This is a genomic window from Pseudomonas sp. BJP69 (genome assembly GCF_007633355.1).
In the GTDB taxonomy this organism is placed as follows: Bacteria; Pseudomonadota; Gammaproteobacteria; order Pseudomonadales; family Pseudomonadaceae; genus Aquipseudomonas; species Aquipseudomonas juntendi.
This window is the reverse complement of sequence record NZ_CP041933.1, coordinates 4,405,288-4,420,716: the sequence shown is the minus strand read 5'-3', so window position 1 is coordinate 4,420,716 and position 15,429 is coordinate 4,405,288. Positions and strand designations below refer to the sequence as shown.

Below are 15,429 nucleotides of genomic sequence, written 5' to 3'. Positions count from 1 at the left end.
CAACGGCTTGGTTCCACGGAAGGTTCCGTGGGCACAATTGCGTCACGACTGTGGTGCCGATTATAGCAACCGATAATTTGCCGAACATCGTTATTTAACCTGCACCGCCATCATCCGACGCACGTTATGGCATGTGCCGGTAAACAAGTTGGGGCTTTCTTACAAGTTTGAAAGGCTTGCCGGATAAAAGTTCGGACAACAAGCTGACGAGGGGGGAATGAAAAACGGCCCCGCCGAAAGGCGAGGCCGTTGCCTGGGGACTTCTACGGTGGGTACCTGACCAGTCTCTCCAAAGAAGCCACATGTGGCAGGAGAAAGGTATAAGCAAAAGTGTCAGCGGTCAATTGCGATTATCGGCCGTTTGTTCGATAATCGCACGAACCGGCGTTTTTTTTGAGGTGTGCGATGAGTGACGAAACGGTGGACAACGCTTCTGCCAGCCCAGAGGCGGCACGGCCTGTGTTGGCGGCCATGGCGCCGCCGATCGTGGCCTCGCCGGCCAAGCGCATCCAGGCTTTCACCGGCGACCCGGACTTCATGACATCCTTGGCCCGTGGCCTGGCGGTGATCCAGGCTTTCCAGGAGCGCAAGCGCCACCTCACCATCGCCCAGATCAGCCACCGTACCGAAATACCCCGGGCCGCCGTGCGCCGTTGCCTGCACACGCTGATCAAGCTGGGCTATGCCACCACGGATGGGCGCACCTACTCGCTGCTACCCAAAGTGCTGACCCTGGGGCATGCCTACCTGTCATCCACGCCATTGGCGATTTCGGCCCAGCCGTACCTGGACCGCATCAGCGACCAGCTGCACGAGGCGGCCAACATGGCCACCCTCGAAGGTGACGACATCCTTTATATAGCCCGTTCGGCCACGGTCGAGCGCCTGATTTCGGTCGATTTGTCGGTGGGCGGGCGCCTGCCCGCCTACTGCACGTCGATGGGGCGCATTCTGCTGGCGGCGCTGGATGACACCAGCCTGCGCGAATACCTGGAGCGGGCCGACCTCAAGGCGCGCACCAGCCGTACCTTGCATGATGCCGAATCGTTGTTCGCCTGTATTCAGCAGGTCCGCGCCCAAGGCTGGTGTGTGGTGGACCAGGAACTGGAGCAGGGGCTGCGCTCGATTGCCGTGCCGGTCTACGACGCTTCCGGGCAGGTGCTGGCAGCCTTGAACGTAAGTACCCACGTCGGGCGGGTCACGCGCAGCGAACTGGAGCAGCGCTTCTTGCCGATACTGCTGGCTGCCAGCCGGGACCTGTGCCACCAGCTGTTTGGTTGAGCGCGCAAGGGGGGGCGCGCGCCAGCGGTTTTTTGAACAGGCAAAACGGTTTCCTGTGCGATAAACGCACAGTGTCGCTCGCGGCGAATTGCTTCACCTGCGCCCGCTGATTAATGTCTCTCGCAACGGTCGGCTATGCCGACCGAACAAGAAAAACATGAGGCACATACCATGCATACTGTCCCTAGGCTGCTGCGCTCGCACCCGCATGCAGTTTCGTTGTATCCAGGCTGACCCAGGCCATTTTCCCTAGCGTTGCCCACCTGTACCGGCTAGCCGAGTGCAATGGCCTGGCTGTGCCCCCTATTCTGGATAACAACAATGAACCAAGCGCAAACCAACGTCGGCGCAAGCCTTGACGTCCAGTCGTTCATCAATCAGCAACCGTTGTCCCGCTATCAGTGGCGGGTCGTGCTGCTGTGTTTTCTGATCGTCTTCCTCGATGGCCTGGACACGGCCGCCATGGGCTTCATTGCCCCGGCCCTGTCGCAGGAATGGGGCATTGACCGTGCCAGCCTGGGCCCGGTGATGAGTGCCGCGTTGATCGGCATGGTCTTCGGCGCCCTGGGCTCGGGGCCGCTGGCCGACCGCTTTGGCCGCAAGGGCGTGCTGGTGGGTGCTGTACTGGTATTCGGTGGCTTCAGCCTGGCCTCGGCCTATGCCACCAACGTCGACCAGCTGCTGGTGCTGCGCTTCCTGACCAGCCTTGGCCTGGGGGCGGGGATGCCCAACGCCACCACGCTGCTGTCGGAGTACACCCCAGAGCGGCTCAAGTCGCTGCTGGTCACCAGCATGTTCTGCGGCTTCAACCTGGGTATGGCCGGCGGTGGCTTCATTTCCGCGAAAATGATCCCGGCCTATGGCTGGCACAGCCTGCTGGTAGTCGGTGGCGTGCTGCCGTTGCTGCTGGCCGTGGTGCTGATGGTCTGGCTGCCGGAGTCGGCGCGCTTCCTGGTGGTGCGTAACCGTGGCACTGACAGGGTGCGCAAGACCTTGTCGCCGATCGCCCCGCAGGTGGTGGCCGAGGCGGCCAGCTTCAGCGTGCCGGAACAGAAGGCCGTGGCCGCCCGCAACGTGTTCTCGGTGATTTTCTCTGGCACCTACGGCCTGGGTACCGTACTGCTGTGGCTGACTTATTTCATGGGCCTGGTGATCGTCTATCTGCTGACCAGCTGGCTGCCGACCCTGATGCGTGACAGTGGCGCGAGCATGGAGCAGGCGGCCTTTATCGGTGCCTTGTTCCAGTTCGGTGGCGTGCTGAGTGCGGTCGGTGTGGGTTGGGCCATGGACCGCTTCAACCCGCACAAGGTGATCGGCGTTTTCTACCTGCTGGCCGGGGTCTTCGCCTACGCCGTAGGGCAGAGCCTGGGCAATATCACCTTGCTGGCGACGCTGGTGCTGGTGGCTGGTATGTGCGTGAACGGCGCCCAGTCGGCCATGCCGTCGCTGGCGGCGCGCTTCTACCCGACCCAAGGCCGGGCGACCGGGGTATCGTGGATGCTGGGCATCGGCCGCTTCGGCGCGATTCTTGGGGCCTGGAGCGGCGCAACCCTGTTGGGCCTGGGCTGGAGCTTCGAGCAGGTGCTCACGGCGCTGCTGGTGCCGGCGGCGCTGGCTACCGTTGGGGTGGTGGTGAAAGGGCTGGTGAGCCACGCCGACGCCACCTGATAGCGAGGCCGCCCTTGCCGGGCAGGCGCTGTACGAAGGCGGGTAGCAAGGCAACAAATAGTTCGATAATCGCACGAATAGTCGATTATCGGATTGTAAGCTACCCACCGGCCTCCTTAATCTGAGCCTACTGAAGCACCCTGACCAGGAGCCTCCAATGCCACGTGCAGACCACCACCGAACCCACCGAAATCAAGCTGCCACCCCGCGTGACCTTGATGCCCGTACCGCCGCGGCCCATGGCCAGCCGGCAGGAGAAGCCTGATGCGAGACGTATTCATCTGTGACGCCATCCGTACCCCGATTGGCCGCTTTGGCGGTGCCCTGGCCGGTGTGCGTGCCGACGACCTGGCCGCCGTCCCACTGAAGGCGCTGATCGAGCGCAACCCCGGTGTGCAGTGGGACCAGGTTGACGAGGTGTTCTTCGGGTGCGCTAACCAGGCAGGTGAAGACAACCGCAACGTGGCGCGCATGGCGCTGCTGCTGGCCGGCCTGCCCGAAAGCATTCCGGGCGTTACCCTTAACCGCCTGTGTGCCTCGGGCATGGATGCCATTGGCACTGCCTTCCGCGCCATTGCCAGCGGGGAAATGGAGCTGGCCATCGCCGGGGGGGTGGAATCGATGTCGCGCGCCCCGTTCGTCATGGGCAAGGCCGAAAGCGGCTATTCGCGCAACATGAAGCTGGAAGACACGACCATCGGCTGGCGTTTCATCAACCCGCTGATGAAGAGCCAGTACGGCGTGGACTCCATGCCGGAAACCGCCGACAACGTGGCCGACGATTATCAGGTATCGCGCGCCGACCAGGATGCTTTCGCCTTGCGCAGCCAGCAAAAGGCCGCTGCAGCGCAGGCAGCCGGCTTTTTTGCCGAGGAAATCGTGCCGGTGCGCATCGCCCACAAGAAGGGTGAAGTGATCGTCGAGCGTGATGAACACCTGCGCCCGGAGACCACCCTGGAAGCGTTGACCAAGCTCAAGCCGGTCAACGGCCCGGACAAGACCGTCACCGCCGGCAACGCTTCGGGCGTCAACGATGGTGCGGCAGCACTGATCCTGGCCTCGGCTGAAGCGGTGAAGAAGCATGGCCTTACCCCGCGTGCCCGCGTTCTGGGCATGGCCAGCGGTGGCGTTGCGCCACGGGTGATGGGCATTGGCCCGGTCCCGGCAGTGCGTAAGCTGACCGAGCGCCTGGGTGTGGCGGTGAATGATTTCGATGTGATCGAGCTCAATGAAGCGTTCGCCAGCCAAGGCCTGGCAGTGCTGCGTGAGCTGGGCGTGGCCGATGATGCGCCGCAGGTGAACCCCAATGGCGGCGCGATCGCGCTGGGCCACCCGCTGGGCATGAGCGGTGCTCGCCTGGTGCTGACGGCGCTGCATCAACTGGAGAAAAGCGGTGGCCGTAAAGGCCTGGCGACCATGTGCGTGGGCGTCGGCCAAGGCTTGGCGCTGGCCATCGAACGGGTTTGACCTGTCCTGGCCCCTTCGTGGGGCAAGCCGGGTGTTACAGCATGGTCGTTGCCCACTGCACAACGGCAAACTGTGGCAGCAGGCTTGCCCCGCGAAGGGGCCGGCACCTTCGACTCAAGGCCAATTGCCAGCCTCAAGGCGGAACGAGGTGTTACCAGGTATGTCTAGAATAACCTGGGACCCTTCAGGAGTAATCTCACCATGACCTCAACCTATTACACCGGTGAAGAGCGCAGCAAGCGCATCTTCGCTATCGTTGGTGCCTCTTCGGGCAACCTGGTGGAATGGTTCGACTTTTACGTCTATGCCTTCTGTGCGATCTACTTCGCCCCGGCGTTCTTCCCCTCCGACGACCCCACGGTGCAGTTGCTGAACACCGCGGGGGTATTCGCCGCAGGCTTCTTGATGCGCCCGATTGGTGGCTGGATCTTCGGCCGCCTCGCTGACCGCCATGGCCGCAAGAACTCGCTGATGATCTCGGTGCTGATGATGTGCTTCGGCTCGCTGATGATCGCCTGCCTGCCCACCTATGCCAGCATTGGCACCTGGGCCCCGGCGCTGCTGTTGCTGGCGCGCCTGATCCAGGGCCTGTCGGTGGGTGGCGAGTACGGCACCACCGCCACGTACATGAGTGAGGTGGCCCTGCGCGGCCAGCGCGGCTTCTTTGCCTCGTTCCAGTACGTGACGCTGATCGGCGGCCAGCTTTTGGCCGTGCTGGTGGTAGTGATCCTGCAGCAGCTGCTGACCGAGGATGAGCTGCGTGCCTGGGGCTGGCGCATTCCGTTCGTGGTCGGGGCCATTGCTGCACTGATCTCGTTGATGCTGCGCCGCTCGCTGCACGAAACCAGCAGCGCCGAAACCCGTCAGGACAAGGATGCCGGCACCATCAAAGGCTTGTTCAGCAACCACGCTGCAGCCTTCATCACCGTGCTGGGCTACACCGCAGGGGGGTCGCTGATTTTCTACACCTTCACCACCTACATGCAAAAGTACCTGGTGAATACCGCTGGCATGACGGCGAAGAACGCCAGTTATGTGATGACGGCTGCGCTGTTCCTGTTCATGGTGCTGCAGCCGTTCTTCGGCATGCTGTCCGACCGTATTGGGCGACGCAATTCCATGCTGCTGTTCGGCGCGTTGGGAACGCTGTTCACCGTGCCGCTGCTGATGGCGTTGAAAACCGTGACCAGCCCGTTCATGGCCTTCGTGCTGATCAGCCTGGCGCTGTGCATCGTCAGTTTCTATACCTCGATCAGCGGCCTGGTGAAGGCCGAAATGTTCCCGCCGCAAGTTCGCGCGCTGGGTGTAGGCCTGGCTTACGCGGTGGCCAACGCGGCATTCGGCGGTTCGGCCGAGTACGTGGCCCTGGGGCTGAAGACCATGGGGATGGAGAATACGTTCTACTGGTACGTGACGGCGATGATGGCGATAGCCTTCCTGTTCAGCCTGCGCCTGCCGAAGCAGGCCGAGTACCTGCACCATGATCATTAAGGAAGCTGCATGAGCAACCAACTGTTCGACGCCTACTTCACCGCGCCGGCCATGCGCGAGGTGTTTTCCGACCGTGGCCGCCTGCAGGGCATGCTGGATTTCGAGGCCGCGCTCGCCCGCGCCGAGGCTTCGGTCGGCTTGGTTCCGCACAGCGCCGTGGCCGCCATCGAGGCGGCCTGCCAGGCCGAGCGCTATGACGTAGGCGCCCTGGCCAATGCCATCGCCAGCACTGGCAACTCGGCAATCCCGCTGGTGAAGGCGTTGGGCAAGGTGATCGCCACCGGCGTGCCCGAAGCCGAGCGTTATGTGCACCTGGGCGCTACCAGCCAGGATGCGATGGACACCGGCTTGGTATTGCAGTTGCGCGCTGCCCTCGACTTGCTGGAAAGCGACCTTGGCCAGCTTGCCGAAACCTTGGCGCAGCAGGCCTTGAAGCACGCCGACACCCCCATGGTGGGGCGCACGTGGCTGCAACATGCCACGCCGGTGACCTTGGGCATGAAGCTGGCCGGGGTGCTTGGCGCCGTGACCCGCCATCGCCAGCGCTTGCAGGCGTTGCGCCCGCGCTTGCTGGTGCTGCAGTTCGGCGGCGCCTCGGGCAGCCTGGCGGCCTTGGGCAGCAAGGCGCTGCCGGTGGCCGAGGCGCTGGCCGAGCAACTGCGGCTGGCCCTGCCGGAACAGCCTTGGCACACCCAGCGCGACCGCTTGGTGGAGTTTGCCTCGGTGCTGGGCATGATCGCCGGCAGCCTGGGCAAGTTCGGCCGCGATGTCAGCTTGCTGATGCAAACCGAGGCTGGCGAGGTGTTCGAGCCTTCCGCGCCGGGCAAGGGCGGCTCTTCGACCATGCCCCACAAGCGTAACCCGGTGGGGGCCGCCGTTCTGATCGGGGCCGCCACCCGGGTGCCGGGGCTGGTTTCGACGATGTTCAGCGCCATGCCCCAGGAACACGAGCGCAGCCTGGGGTTGTGGCATGCCGAATGGGAAACCCTGCCAGAAATCTGCTGCCTGGTCTCCGGTGCGCTGCGCCAGGCCCAGGTGATTGCCGAGGGGATGGAGGTGGATGCCGAGCGCATGCGCCGCAACCTCGACCTGACCCAGGGCCTGGTGCTGGCCGAGGCGGTGAGCATTGTGCTGGCACAGCGCCTGGGCCGCGACCGCGCCCACCACCTGCTGGAGCAATGCTGCCAGCGCGCCGTAGCCGAGCAGCGTCACCTGCGTGCCGTGCTGGGTGACGAGCCGCAGGTCAGCGCCGAACTGTCCGCCGAGGAACTCGATCGTTTGCTCGACCCCGCCCATTACCTGGGCCAGGCCCGCGTCTGGGTGGCGCGCGCCGTGTCCGAACATCAACGTTTTACTGCCTGAAGGAGACCGCTGTGGCGCATTTGCAACTGGCCGATGGCGTTTTGAATTACCAACTCGATGGCCCGGCAGACGCCCCGGTGCTGGTCCTGTCCAACTCGCTGGGTACCGACCTGGGCATGTGGGACGCCCAGATGCCGCTGTGGGCCCAGCAATTCCGGGTGCTGCGCTACGACACCCGTGGCCACGGTGCATCGCTGGTCACCGAAGGCCCTTATTCCATCGAGCAACTGGGCCGCGATGTGCTGGCGTTGCTCGATGGCCTGGACATTGCCAAGGCGCACTTTGTCGGCTTGTCGATGGGTGGCCTGATTGGCCAGTGGCTGGGCATCAATGCCGGTGAGCGCTTGCGTAGCCTGACCTTGTGCAACACCGCCGCCAAAATCGCCAATGACGAGGTGTGGAACACCCGTATCGACACCGTGCTCAAGGGCGGCCAGCAGGCCATGGTCGACCTGCGCGATGCGTCCATTGCCCGCTGGTTCACCCCAGGCTTTGCCCAGGCACAAGCCGCAGAGGCCCAGCGTATCTGCCAGATGCTGGCGCAGACCAGCCCCCAGGGTTATGCCGGCAACTGCGCGGCGGTGCGTGATGCCGACTTCCGTGAGCAACTCGGTCGCATTCAGGTGCCGACGTTGATCGTGGCAGGGACTGAAGATGTGGTAACCACCCCGGCGCACGGCCAGTTCATGCAAACCGGTATTGCCGGTGCCGAATATGTCGAGTTCCCGGCAGCGCACCTGTCCAACGTCGAGATTGGCGAGGCGTTCAGCCACCGCGTGCTCGCCTTCCTGTTGGCTCACTGAGGACCCTGCCATGGACGAGAAACAACGCTACGACGCCGGCATGCAAGTACGCCGCGCGGTACTGGGCGATGCCCATGTGGACCGCAGCCTGGAAAAGCTCAACGACTTCAATGGCGAGTTCCAGGAAATGATTACCCGGCACGCGTGGGGTGACATCTGGACCCGCCCCGGCCTGCCACGTCACACCCGCAGCCTGATCACCATTGCCATGCTGATCGGCATGAACCGTAACGACGAACTGAAGCTGCACCTGCGCGCGGCGGCCAACAACGGCGTGACTCGCGACGAGATCAAGGAAGTGCTGATGCAGAGCGCGATCTACTGCGGCATTCCAGCGGCCAACGCCACCTTCCACCTGGCGGAGTCGGTATGGGACGAGCTAGGGGTAGAGTCGCGTAGCTGACCCTCACGCGGCCCCGCCTGTAGGAGCGGCCTTGTGTCGCGATGGGCTGCGCAGCAGCCCCGGAATATCAGCTTCGCAGCTACGATTGCCGGGGCCGCTGCGCAGCCCATCGCGACACAAGGCCGCTCCTACACAGGTGCCGGGGTTACAGCGCGACACAAGGCCGCTCAGGTGCCACGGTTACATCGAGCGTATGGCCACCGGGCCTGCATTGCTTTCCACAGCCTGCTTCAGGGCCGGGCACAAACCCAACATGAAGGCCGCTTCTGCCACCACGAACAAAGGCCCGATGATCAGGCCACTGATGTCGTCCACAAACGCTGGTTTTCGGCCTTCGTAATAGTGGCCGACGAACTGGATGATCCAGCCCAGCACGAACGCGCCCACCCCGGCACCGAGCCAAAGCCCGGTAGGCTGCACCGCCAGCACCTGGCCAACCCACAGGCACAAGCCCAGCAACGCCCCCATCACCAGCCCGAAGCGCAGGTCCAGGCGCAAGTAGAACCAGACCGAAGCCGCTGCCGCCAGCAGGGCAGGGGACAGCCATATGCCAGCAACCTCCCACCCGGGGCGGGACAGCAGGATGGTGACTGCCAGCACGATCATGGGGATGCCGATGAAGTGGGTGACGATGTTGCGCGGGTCGCGGTGGTAACTGGCGTACTGGCTCAGGTGGTCGACGAGCGTTTTCATTCTTGTGCCTCCCTGGTTTGCCTGGGCTGGTCAAGCTGCCTGTCAGGGCCCTGCGCGGCGGTTACACGCCGCGACAGGCCCGGTACAGGCAATGGGTATAGCTCAGGATAGCCCGCAGCCACCACTATCATCAGCGGGGCGAATGGCAGGGGCGCCCCGCGGGCTTATCCTGCGGGGCCATGGCGCACATTGGCAGGGCTTACAGCAGGTTCAGCGGGTAGCTCACGATCAGGCGGTTCTCGTCGAAGGCGTTGGTGCTGAAGTCACGGCGCATGGTGGAGTTGCGCCATTTCACCGACAGGTCCTTGAAACTGCCCGATTGGATCACGTACGCCAATTCGGTTTCCCGGGCCCATTCCTTGCCATCATCAACGTTGCCGACGGTCACGTTCTCACCCTTGATATAGCGGTTCATCAGCGTCAGGCCGGGAACGCCAACGGTGGCGAAGTTGAAGTCATGGCGCACCTGCCAGGAGCGTTCCTTGGCGTTGTCGAAGCTGGAGTTGTAGCTGTCGTTGGCCAGGGTCCCGCCGCTGGTGCCATTGACCCGCATCCAGGCGTTGTCGCCGCTGACCTTTTGCAGGCCCACGTAGAACGTATGGCCCTGGTAGCGCGCCGAAAGCAGCGCCGAGGCGGTACGGTTGTCCAGCTTGCCGGCACGCTCGGCGCCGTCTTCCTTGCCGATGAAGTAGCCCAGGTTGGCGCCCAGGGTCCAGTCGCCCAGCGGCTGGCTGTGGGTCAGGTTCAGGTACTGTTGGTGGTAGATGTCCTTGAGCTGGGCATCCCACAGGCCAATCATGGTGCGTTTGTCGTTGAAGGTGTATTCGCCGCCACCGAAGTTGAACCGGTCGGAGGTGAACGCACCTTTGCCGTTCATCGACATGTCTTCCATGCTGGCGTCGTTGCGCGGGCTGTTGCCGCGGAACTGGCCGGCGTACAGGGTCAGGCCGGCGATTTCCCTGGAGGTCAGCTGGCCACCGCGGAAGGTTTGCGGCAGCGAACGGCCGTCGTCCGAACGCAGGATCGGCAGCACCGGCATCCATTCCCCGACCTTCAGTTCGGTTTCGGAAAGCTTGGCCTTCAACGCCACACCCAGGCGGCCGAAATCATCGGCTGGGCGGCCGTCGTCGTGCACGGGTAGCAGGTGGGTGTTGGTGGTGCCTTTGCCACCGTCGAGCTTGACTGAATACAAGCCCAGCACGTCCACGCCGAAACCGATGGTGCCTTGGGTGAAGCCGGAACGGGCATCCAGAATGAAGCTCTGCGTCCATTCTTCGGCCTTGCCCTGTGGGTTGGCCGGGTCAACGAAGTTACGGTTGATGTAGAAGTTGCGCAGGTTGAGGGTGGCCTTGGCGTTTTCCAGGAAACCGCCTTGGTCGGCAGCGAAGACGGGGAGGGCGCAGGACATGGCCAACAGGCCGGGCAGCAGCTGGCGTGCGGTTTGCGAAGTGCTCATCTGTCGTGGATCTCTTGTTTTTATGGGGCGTTGCGTGGGGGGATGGTGCGGCGTGAGGCGGGGGTGAGGCAATTCGTCGCAAACGGAAGGGGGCGATAATCGAACGGAATGTTCCAGTTGGTTAATTACTGACACATTTTGCAGCAACCATGAAAAAGGCCCACCGCCAGGGTGGGCCTTGTGCTGTACCGAGCCAGGTCAGCCTTTGGGCGTATCCACCGCGGCTTGCTGGTTGGCTTGGCCAGTGCGCTCGTACCAGCCGCCACCAAGCGCCTTGTACAGGTTGACCTCGCTGGTCAGCTGCGACAGGCGATCGCCGATCAGCGCCTGCTGGGCACTGAACAGGTTGCGCTGGGCGTCGAGGAAGGTCAGGTTGCTGTCGATACCGATACGGTAGCGGCGCTCGGCCAGGCGATAGTAGTCCTGGTTGGCTTGCACCAGGTCGCGTTGGGCCTGCAATTGCTCTTCGAAGGTCTTGCGCGCTGCCAGGCCATCGGAGACTTCCTGGAAGGCCGTCTGGATGGTCTTTTCGTACTTGGCGACGTTGATGTCCTTCTGGATTTTCGAGTAGTCCAGGCTGGCCTTCAGGCTGCCGGCGTTGAAGATCGGCAGGTTGATCTGCGGCTGGAACAGCCAGGTGCCCTGGCCGCCCGAGAACAGGTGGCCCATGTCGGGGCTCAGGCTGCCGGCGTTGGCCGTCAGGCTGATGCTTGGGAAGAACGCTGCGCGGGCGGCGCCGATATTGGCATTGGCGGCCTTGAGCAGGTGTTCGGCTTCCTGGATGTCCGGGCGGCGCTGGAGGATGTCGGACGGCAAGCCGGCCGGTACTTCCGCCAGTTGATCGGCGTCGAGCTCCAGCGGCTTGGGCAGGTTGGCAGGAATGCCGGTGCCCAGCAGCACGGTCAGGCTGTTGACGTCCTGGGCGACCAGGCGCTGGTACTGCGAATACTTGACCCGGGCCCCTTCCACGGCGGTGCGCGCCTGGCTCAAGTCCAGTGCCGAGGCCACGCCCACTTCATTGCTGCGGCGGGTGAGGTTGTAGCTTTCCTCGTAGGTCTTCAGCGTTTCTTCGGTCAGCTTGAACAGCGCCTGGTCGGCCTGCCAGGTGTAGTAGGCGTTGGCCACGCTGGCCACCAGGGCAATTTGCGTGGACCGCCGTGCCTGTTCGCTGGACAGGTAGGTTTCCAGGGCTTGCTCGGTCAGGCTGCGTACCCGGCCGAACAGGTCCAGTTCATAGGCGCTGACACCCAGCGTGGCCGAGTATTGGCTGGTGATGCTGGACTTACCGGTTTGCGACATGTTCGCCGGTACCCGCTGGCGGCTACCGCTGGCGTTGGCGGAAACCGCCGGGAACAGGTCGGCCCGCTGAATGCGATACTGCGCGCGGTACGCGTCGAGGTTCAGTGCGGCAACACGCAGGTCGCGGTTGTTGACCAGCGAAGTCTGGATCAGCTGCTGCAGTGCCGGGTCACGGAAGAACTGGCGCCAGCCCTGTTCGGCAGCGGCGACGTCTGCCGACTGCGTGGGGGAATATGCAGGGCCTTGCGGCCACTGCGCAGCCACCGGCGATTCCGGGGTCTGGTAGTCAGGGATCAGCGAGCAGCCGCCCAGAATGAAAGCGGTTACCGCCAGGGACAACAAAGACTTGGTCATTGCCCAGCCTCATAACGTGGAGTTTCAGGGGTGGCGTCTTTTTCCGGCTTTTTGCTGCCGAACAGCGACGACACTGCGACGAAGAATAGCGGTACCCAGAAGATTGCCAGCACGGTCGCGCTGATCATGCCGCCGATCACGCCGGTGCCGATGGCGTGCTGGCTGCCGGCGCCCGCGCCGCTGGCGATGGTCAACGGTACCACGCCAAGGATGAATGCCAGCGAGGTCATGATGATCGGGCGCAGACGCATGCGGCAGGCTTCGATCGCGGCGTCGTACAGGCTGCGACCTTCCTCGTGCAGTTCCTTGGCGAACTCGACGATCAGAATGGCGTTTTTCGCCGCCAGGCCGATGGTGGTCAACAGGCCGACCAGGAAGTACACGTCGTTGGACAGGCCGCGCAGGCTGGTGGCGATCAGTGCACCGATGATACCCAGCGGTACCACCAGCACCACGGCGATCGGGATCGACCAGCTTTCATACAGCGCTGCCAGGCACAGGAACACGAACAGTACCGAGAGGGCGAACAGTGCCGGCATCTGCGAGCCGGAGAGTTTTTCCTCGTAGGACATGCCGGTCCAGGAGAAGCCCACACCGCTAGGCAGTTCGCCGGCAATGCGCTCGACCTCGGCCATGGCTTCACCGGTGCTGTAGCCAGGCGCCGGGGCACCGAGAATCTCCATGGCCTCCACACCGTTGTAACGCGACAGCTTGGGCGAACCGTAGCTCCACTCACCCTTGGCGAAGGAGGAGAACGGCACCATCTCGCCAGCGCCATTGCGCACGTACCACTTCTGCAGGTCTTCAGGGCTCATCCGCGCGTTGGCTTCGCCCTGGATGTACACCTTCTTGACCCGGCCACGGTCGATGAAGTCGTTGACGTAGCTGGCACCCAAGGCGATGGACAGGGTGTTGTTGATGTCGGCAATGGTCACGCCCAGGGCGCTGGCACGCTCGTCATCGATGGTCAGCTGGTACTGCGGCTCGTCGTTCAGGCCGTTCGGGCGTACGCCACTGAGCACTTTGCTCTGCGACGCCTTGGCCAGGAACTCGTTGCGCGCTTCCATCAGTTTGGCATGGCCGACACCACCGCGGTCCTGCAGGAACACGTCGAAACCGGTGGCGTTACCCAGTTCCAGCACCGCCGGTGGGGCAAACGCGAACACCATGGCATCGCGGAAGGTGAAGAAGTGCTGCTGGGCGCGTTGCGCCAAGGCGAACACGCTGTTTTCCTGGGACCGTTCACCCCATGGCTTGAGCATGATGAATGCCATGCCCGAGCTTTGGCCACGGCCGGCGAAGTTGAAGCCGTTGACGGTGAATACCGACGACACGGTGTCGGCTTCATCCTTGAGCAGGTATTCGCGCATCTGGTCGACCACCACCTGGGTGCGCTCGGCACTGGAGCCGGCCGGGGTCTGCACCTGGGCGAACAGCACGCCCTGGTCTTCCTCGGGCAAGAACGCGGTAGGGATGCGGGCGAACAGCCAGATCATGCCAACCACGATCAGTGCATAGGCCAGCAGGAACGGCACCTTGTTGCGCAGGATGGCACCCACGCTGCGCTCGTAGCCGTTGACGCTGCGGTCGAAGTTGCGGTTGAACCAGCCGAAGAAGCCACCTTTGGCGGTGTGGTGCTCGCCCTTTTTCAGCGGCTTGAGCATGGTCGCGCACAGGGCAGGGGTGAAGATCAGCGCCACCAGCACCGACAGCCCCATGGCCGAAACGATGGTGATGGAGAACTGCCGGTAGATTACGCCGGTGGAGCCACTGAAGAACGCCATGGGCAGCAGAACCGCCGACAGCACCAGGGCGATACCCACCAGGGCGCCCTGGATCTGCTCCATGGAGCGCTTGGTCGCCTCCTTGGGCGGCAGGCCTTCTTCGGACATGACCCGCTCGACGTTCTCCACCACGACGATGGCGTCGTCCACCAGCAAACCGATGGCCAGCACCATGGCGAACATGGTCAGGGTGTTGATGCTGAAACCTGCAGCGGCAAGGATGCCGAAGGTACCCAGCAACACCACCGGCACCGTCATGGTGGTGATGATGGTGGCGCGGAAGTTCTGCAGGAACAGGTACATCACCAGGAACACCAGCACCACCGCTTCGATCAGCGTATGGATTACGCCACTGATCGACTCGGTGACCACCGGCGTGGTGTCATACGGGAATACCGCTTTCACCCCAGGTGGGAAGAAGGGTTCCAGGTCGCTGATGGTCTGGCGCAGCGCCTTGGCCGTGTCCAGGGCGTTGGCCCCGGTGGCCAGCTTCACGGCCAGACCGGAGGCCGGCTTGCCGTTGAACTGGGCGCTGATGGCATAGTTTTCACCGCCCAGGCCAACCTCGGCGACATCCCCCAGGCGCACCTGGGAACCGTCGTTGTTGACCTTGAGCAGGATCTTCTCGAACTGCTCGGCGGTCTGCAGGCGGGTCTTGCCGATGATGGTCGCGTTCAGCTGGGTACCCGGCATGGCCGGCAGGCCGCCGAGCTGGCCGGAGGACACCTGCACGTTCTGCGCAGCCACGGCGTTCTTGACGTCGACCGGGGTCAGCTGAAACTTGTTCAGCTTGGCCGGGTCGAGCCAGATGCGCATGGCGTACTGTGCACCGAACACCTGGAAGTCGCCCACACCGGCAGTACGCGAGATCGGGTCCTGCATGTTGGAGACGATGTAGTTGGCCAGGTCGTCCTTGGTCATGCTGCCGTCTTCGGACACCAGGCCGATCACCATCAGGAAGTTCTTCACTGCCTTGGTAACACGGATACCTTGCTGCTGCACTTCCTGCGGCAGCAGCGGGGTGGCCAGGTTGAGCTTGTTCTGCACCTGCACCTGCGCGGTGTCGGGGTTGGTGCCTTGCTCGAAGGTGGCGGTAATGGTCATGCTGCCGTCGGAGTTGCTTTCCGACGACACATAACGCAGGTTGTCGATACCGTTGAGCTGCTGCTCGATCACCTGGACCACGGTGTCTTGCACGGTCTGCGCCGAAGCGCCCGGGTAGGTCACGGCGATGGCGATGGCCGGCGGCGCGATGCTGGGGTACTGGTTGATCGGCAGCTTCAGGATCGACAAGGCCCCGACCAGCATGATCACCAAGGCGATCACCCAGGCGAAGATCGGGCGATCGATAAAGAACTTCGACATGGT

General features: G+C 63.4%; 11 protein-coding genes. 7 read left to right on the top strand and 4 right to left on the bottom strand.

Translation table 11 applies throughout. The features are described from left to right. The first annotated feature begins 471 nt into the window (after positions 1–471). From pcaR to pcaC, 7 genes are all read left to right on the top strand, one after another. On the top strand, positions 472–1,281 hold the full coding sequence (pcaR, locus tag FPB55_RS20670) for a pca regulon transcriptional regulator PcaR (RefSeq protein WP_033690932.1): 810 nt from the start codon (positions 472–474) through the stop codon (positions 1,279–1,281). A gap of 321 nt (positions 1,282–1,602) precedes the next feature. Beyond that, positions 1,603–2,949: an MFS transporter gene (locus tag FPB55_RS20665; protein ID WP_144189181.1), complete on the top strand. Its 1,347-nt coding sequence runs from the start codon at positions 1,603–1,605 to the stop codon at positions 2,947–2,949. 261 nt (positions 2,950–3,210) lie between these two features. Next, entirely contained in the window at positions 3,211–4,416 is a 1,206-nt protein-coding gene (pcaF, locus tag FPB55_RS20660) for a 3-oxoadipyl-CoA thiolase (protein WP_175442624.1), read from the top strand. Positions 4,417–4,617: 201 nt separating this feature from the next. Then, positions 4,618–5,907 carry an MFS family transporter gene (locus tag FPB55_RS20655; protein ID WP_009685621.1) on the top strand — a complete coding sequence of 430 codons (1,290 nt, stop codon included), beginning with the start codon at positions 4,618–4,620 and terminating at the stop codon, positions 5,905–5,907. Between the two features lie 9 nt (positions 5,908–5,916). Then, on the top strand, positions 5,917–7,269 hold the full coding sequence (locus FPB55_RS20650) for a 3-carboxy-cis,cis-muconate cycloisomerase (RefSeq protein WP_144189179.1): 1,353 nt from the start codon (positions 5,917–5,919) through the stop codon (positions 7,267–7,269). An 11-nt stretch (positions 7,270–7,280) separates the two neighbouring features. After that, positions 7,281–8,072: a 3-oxoadipate enol-lactonase gene (gene pcaD / locus FPB55_RS20645; protein WP_064314688.1), complete on the top strand. Its 792-nt coding sequence runs from the start codon at positions 7,281–7,283 to the stop codon at positions 8,070–8,072. 10 nt (positions 8,073–8,082) lie between these two features. After that, positions 8,083–8,475 carry a 4-carboxymuconolactone decarboxylase gene (gene pcaC, locus FPB55_RS20640; RefSeq protein WP_047583944.1) on the top strand — a complete coding sequence of 131 codons (393 nt, stop codon included), beginning with the start codon at positions 8,083–8,085 and terminating at the stop codon, positions 8,473–8,475. A gap of 180 nt (positions 8,476–8,655) precedes the next feature. Here pcaC and FPB55_RS20635 read toward each other — a convergent pair whose 3' ends face one another. The 4 genes from FPB55_RS20635 to ttgB form a co-directional block, all read right to left on the bottom strand. Next, positions 8,656–9,168 (bottom strand): Mpo1-like protein, encoded by a 513-nt coding sequence (locus tag FPB55_RS20635; protein ID WP_029887531.1) that lies wholly within the window; start codon positions 9,166–9,168, stop codon positions 8,656–8,658. Positions 9,169–9,367: 199 nt separating this feature from the next. Continuing rightward, positions 9,368–10,624 carry an OprD family porin gene (locus FPB55_RS20630; RefSeq protein WP_144189177.1) on the bottom strand — a complete coding sequence of 419 codons (1,257 nt, stop codon included), beginning with the start codon at positions 10,622–10,624 and terminating at the stop codon, positions 9,368–9,370. Positions 10,625–10,822: 198 nt separating this feature from the next. After that, positions 10,823–12,277 (bottom strand): AdeC/AdeK/OprM family multidrug efflux complex outer membrane factor, encoded by a 1,455-nt coding sequence (locus tag FPB55_RS20625; protein ID WP_047149619.1) that lies wholly within the window; start codon positions 12,275–12,277, stop codon positions 10,823–10,825. After that, a complete protein-coding gene (gene ttgB, locus FPB55_RS20620) occupies positions 12,274–15,426 on the bottom strand; it encodes a multidrug efflux RND transporter permease subunit TtgB (protein WP_009685611.1) in 3,153 nt (1,050 codons plus the stop codon). Before ttgB ends, FPB55_RS20625 begins: the two co-directional genes overlap by 4 nt. Between the last annotated feature and the right edge of the window lie 3 nt (positions 15,427–15,429).

Excerpts from the sequence above, each read along its gene's own strand:
- pcaR (WP_033690932.1), top strand. The coding sequence starts at position 472 with ATGGCGCCGCCGATCGTGGCCTCGCCGGCCAAGCGCATCCAGGCTTTC.
- FPB55_RS20665 (WP_144189181.1), top strand. The coding sequence starts at position 1,603 with ATGAACCAAGCGCAAACCAACGTCGGCGCAAGCCTTGACGTCCAGTCG.
- FPB55_RS20655 (WP_009685621.1), top strand. The coding sequence starts at position 4,618 with ATGACCTCAACCTATTACACCGGTGAAGAGCGCAGCAAGCGCATCTTC.
- FPB55_RS20650 (WP_144189179.1), top strand. The coding sequence starts at position 5,917 with ATGAGCAACCAACTGTTCGACGCCTACTTCACCGCGCCGGCCATGCGC.
- pcaC (WP_047583944.1), top strand. The coding sequence starts at position 8,083 with ATGGACGAGAAACAACGCTACGACGCCGGCATGCAAGTACGCCGCGCG.
- FPB55_RS20635 (WP_029887531.1), bottom strand. The coding sequence starts at position 9,168 with ATGAAAACGCTCGTCGACCACCTGAGCCAGTACGCCAGTTACCACCGC.
- FPB55_RS20630 (WP_144189177.1), bottom strand. The coding sequence starts at position 10,624 with ATGAGCACTTCGCAAACCGCACGCCAGCTGCTGCCCGGCCTGTTGGCC.
- FPB55_RS20625 (WP_047149619.1), bottom strand. The coding sequence starts at position 12,277 with ATGACCAAGTCTTTGTTGTCCCTGGCGGTAACCGCTTTCATTCTGGGC.
- ttgB (WP_009685611.1), bottom strand. The coding sequence starts at position 15,426 with ATGTCGAAGTTCTTTATCGATCGCCCGATCTTCGCCTGGGTGATCGCC.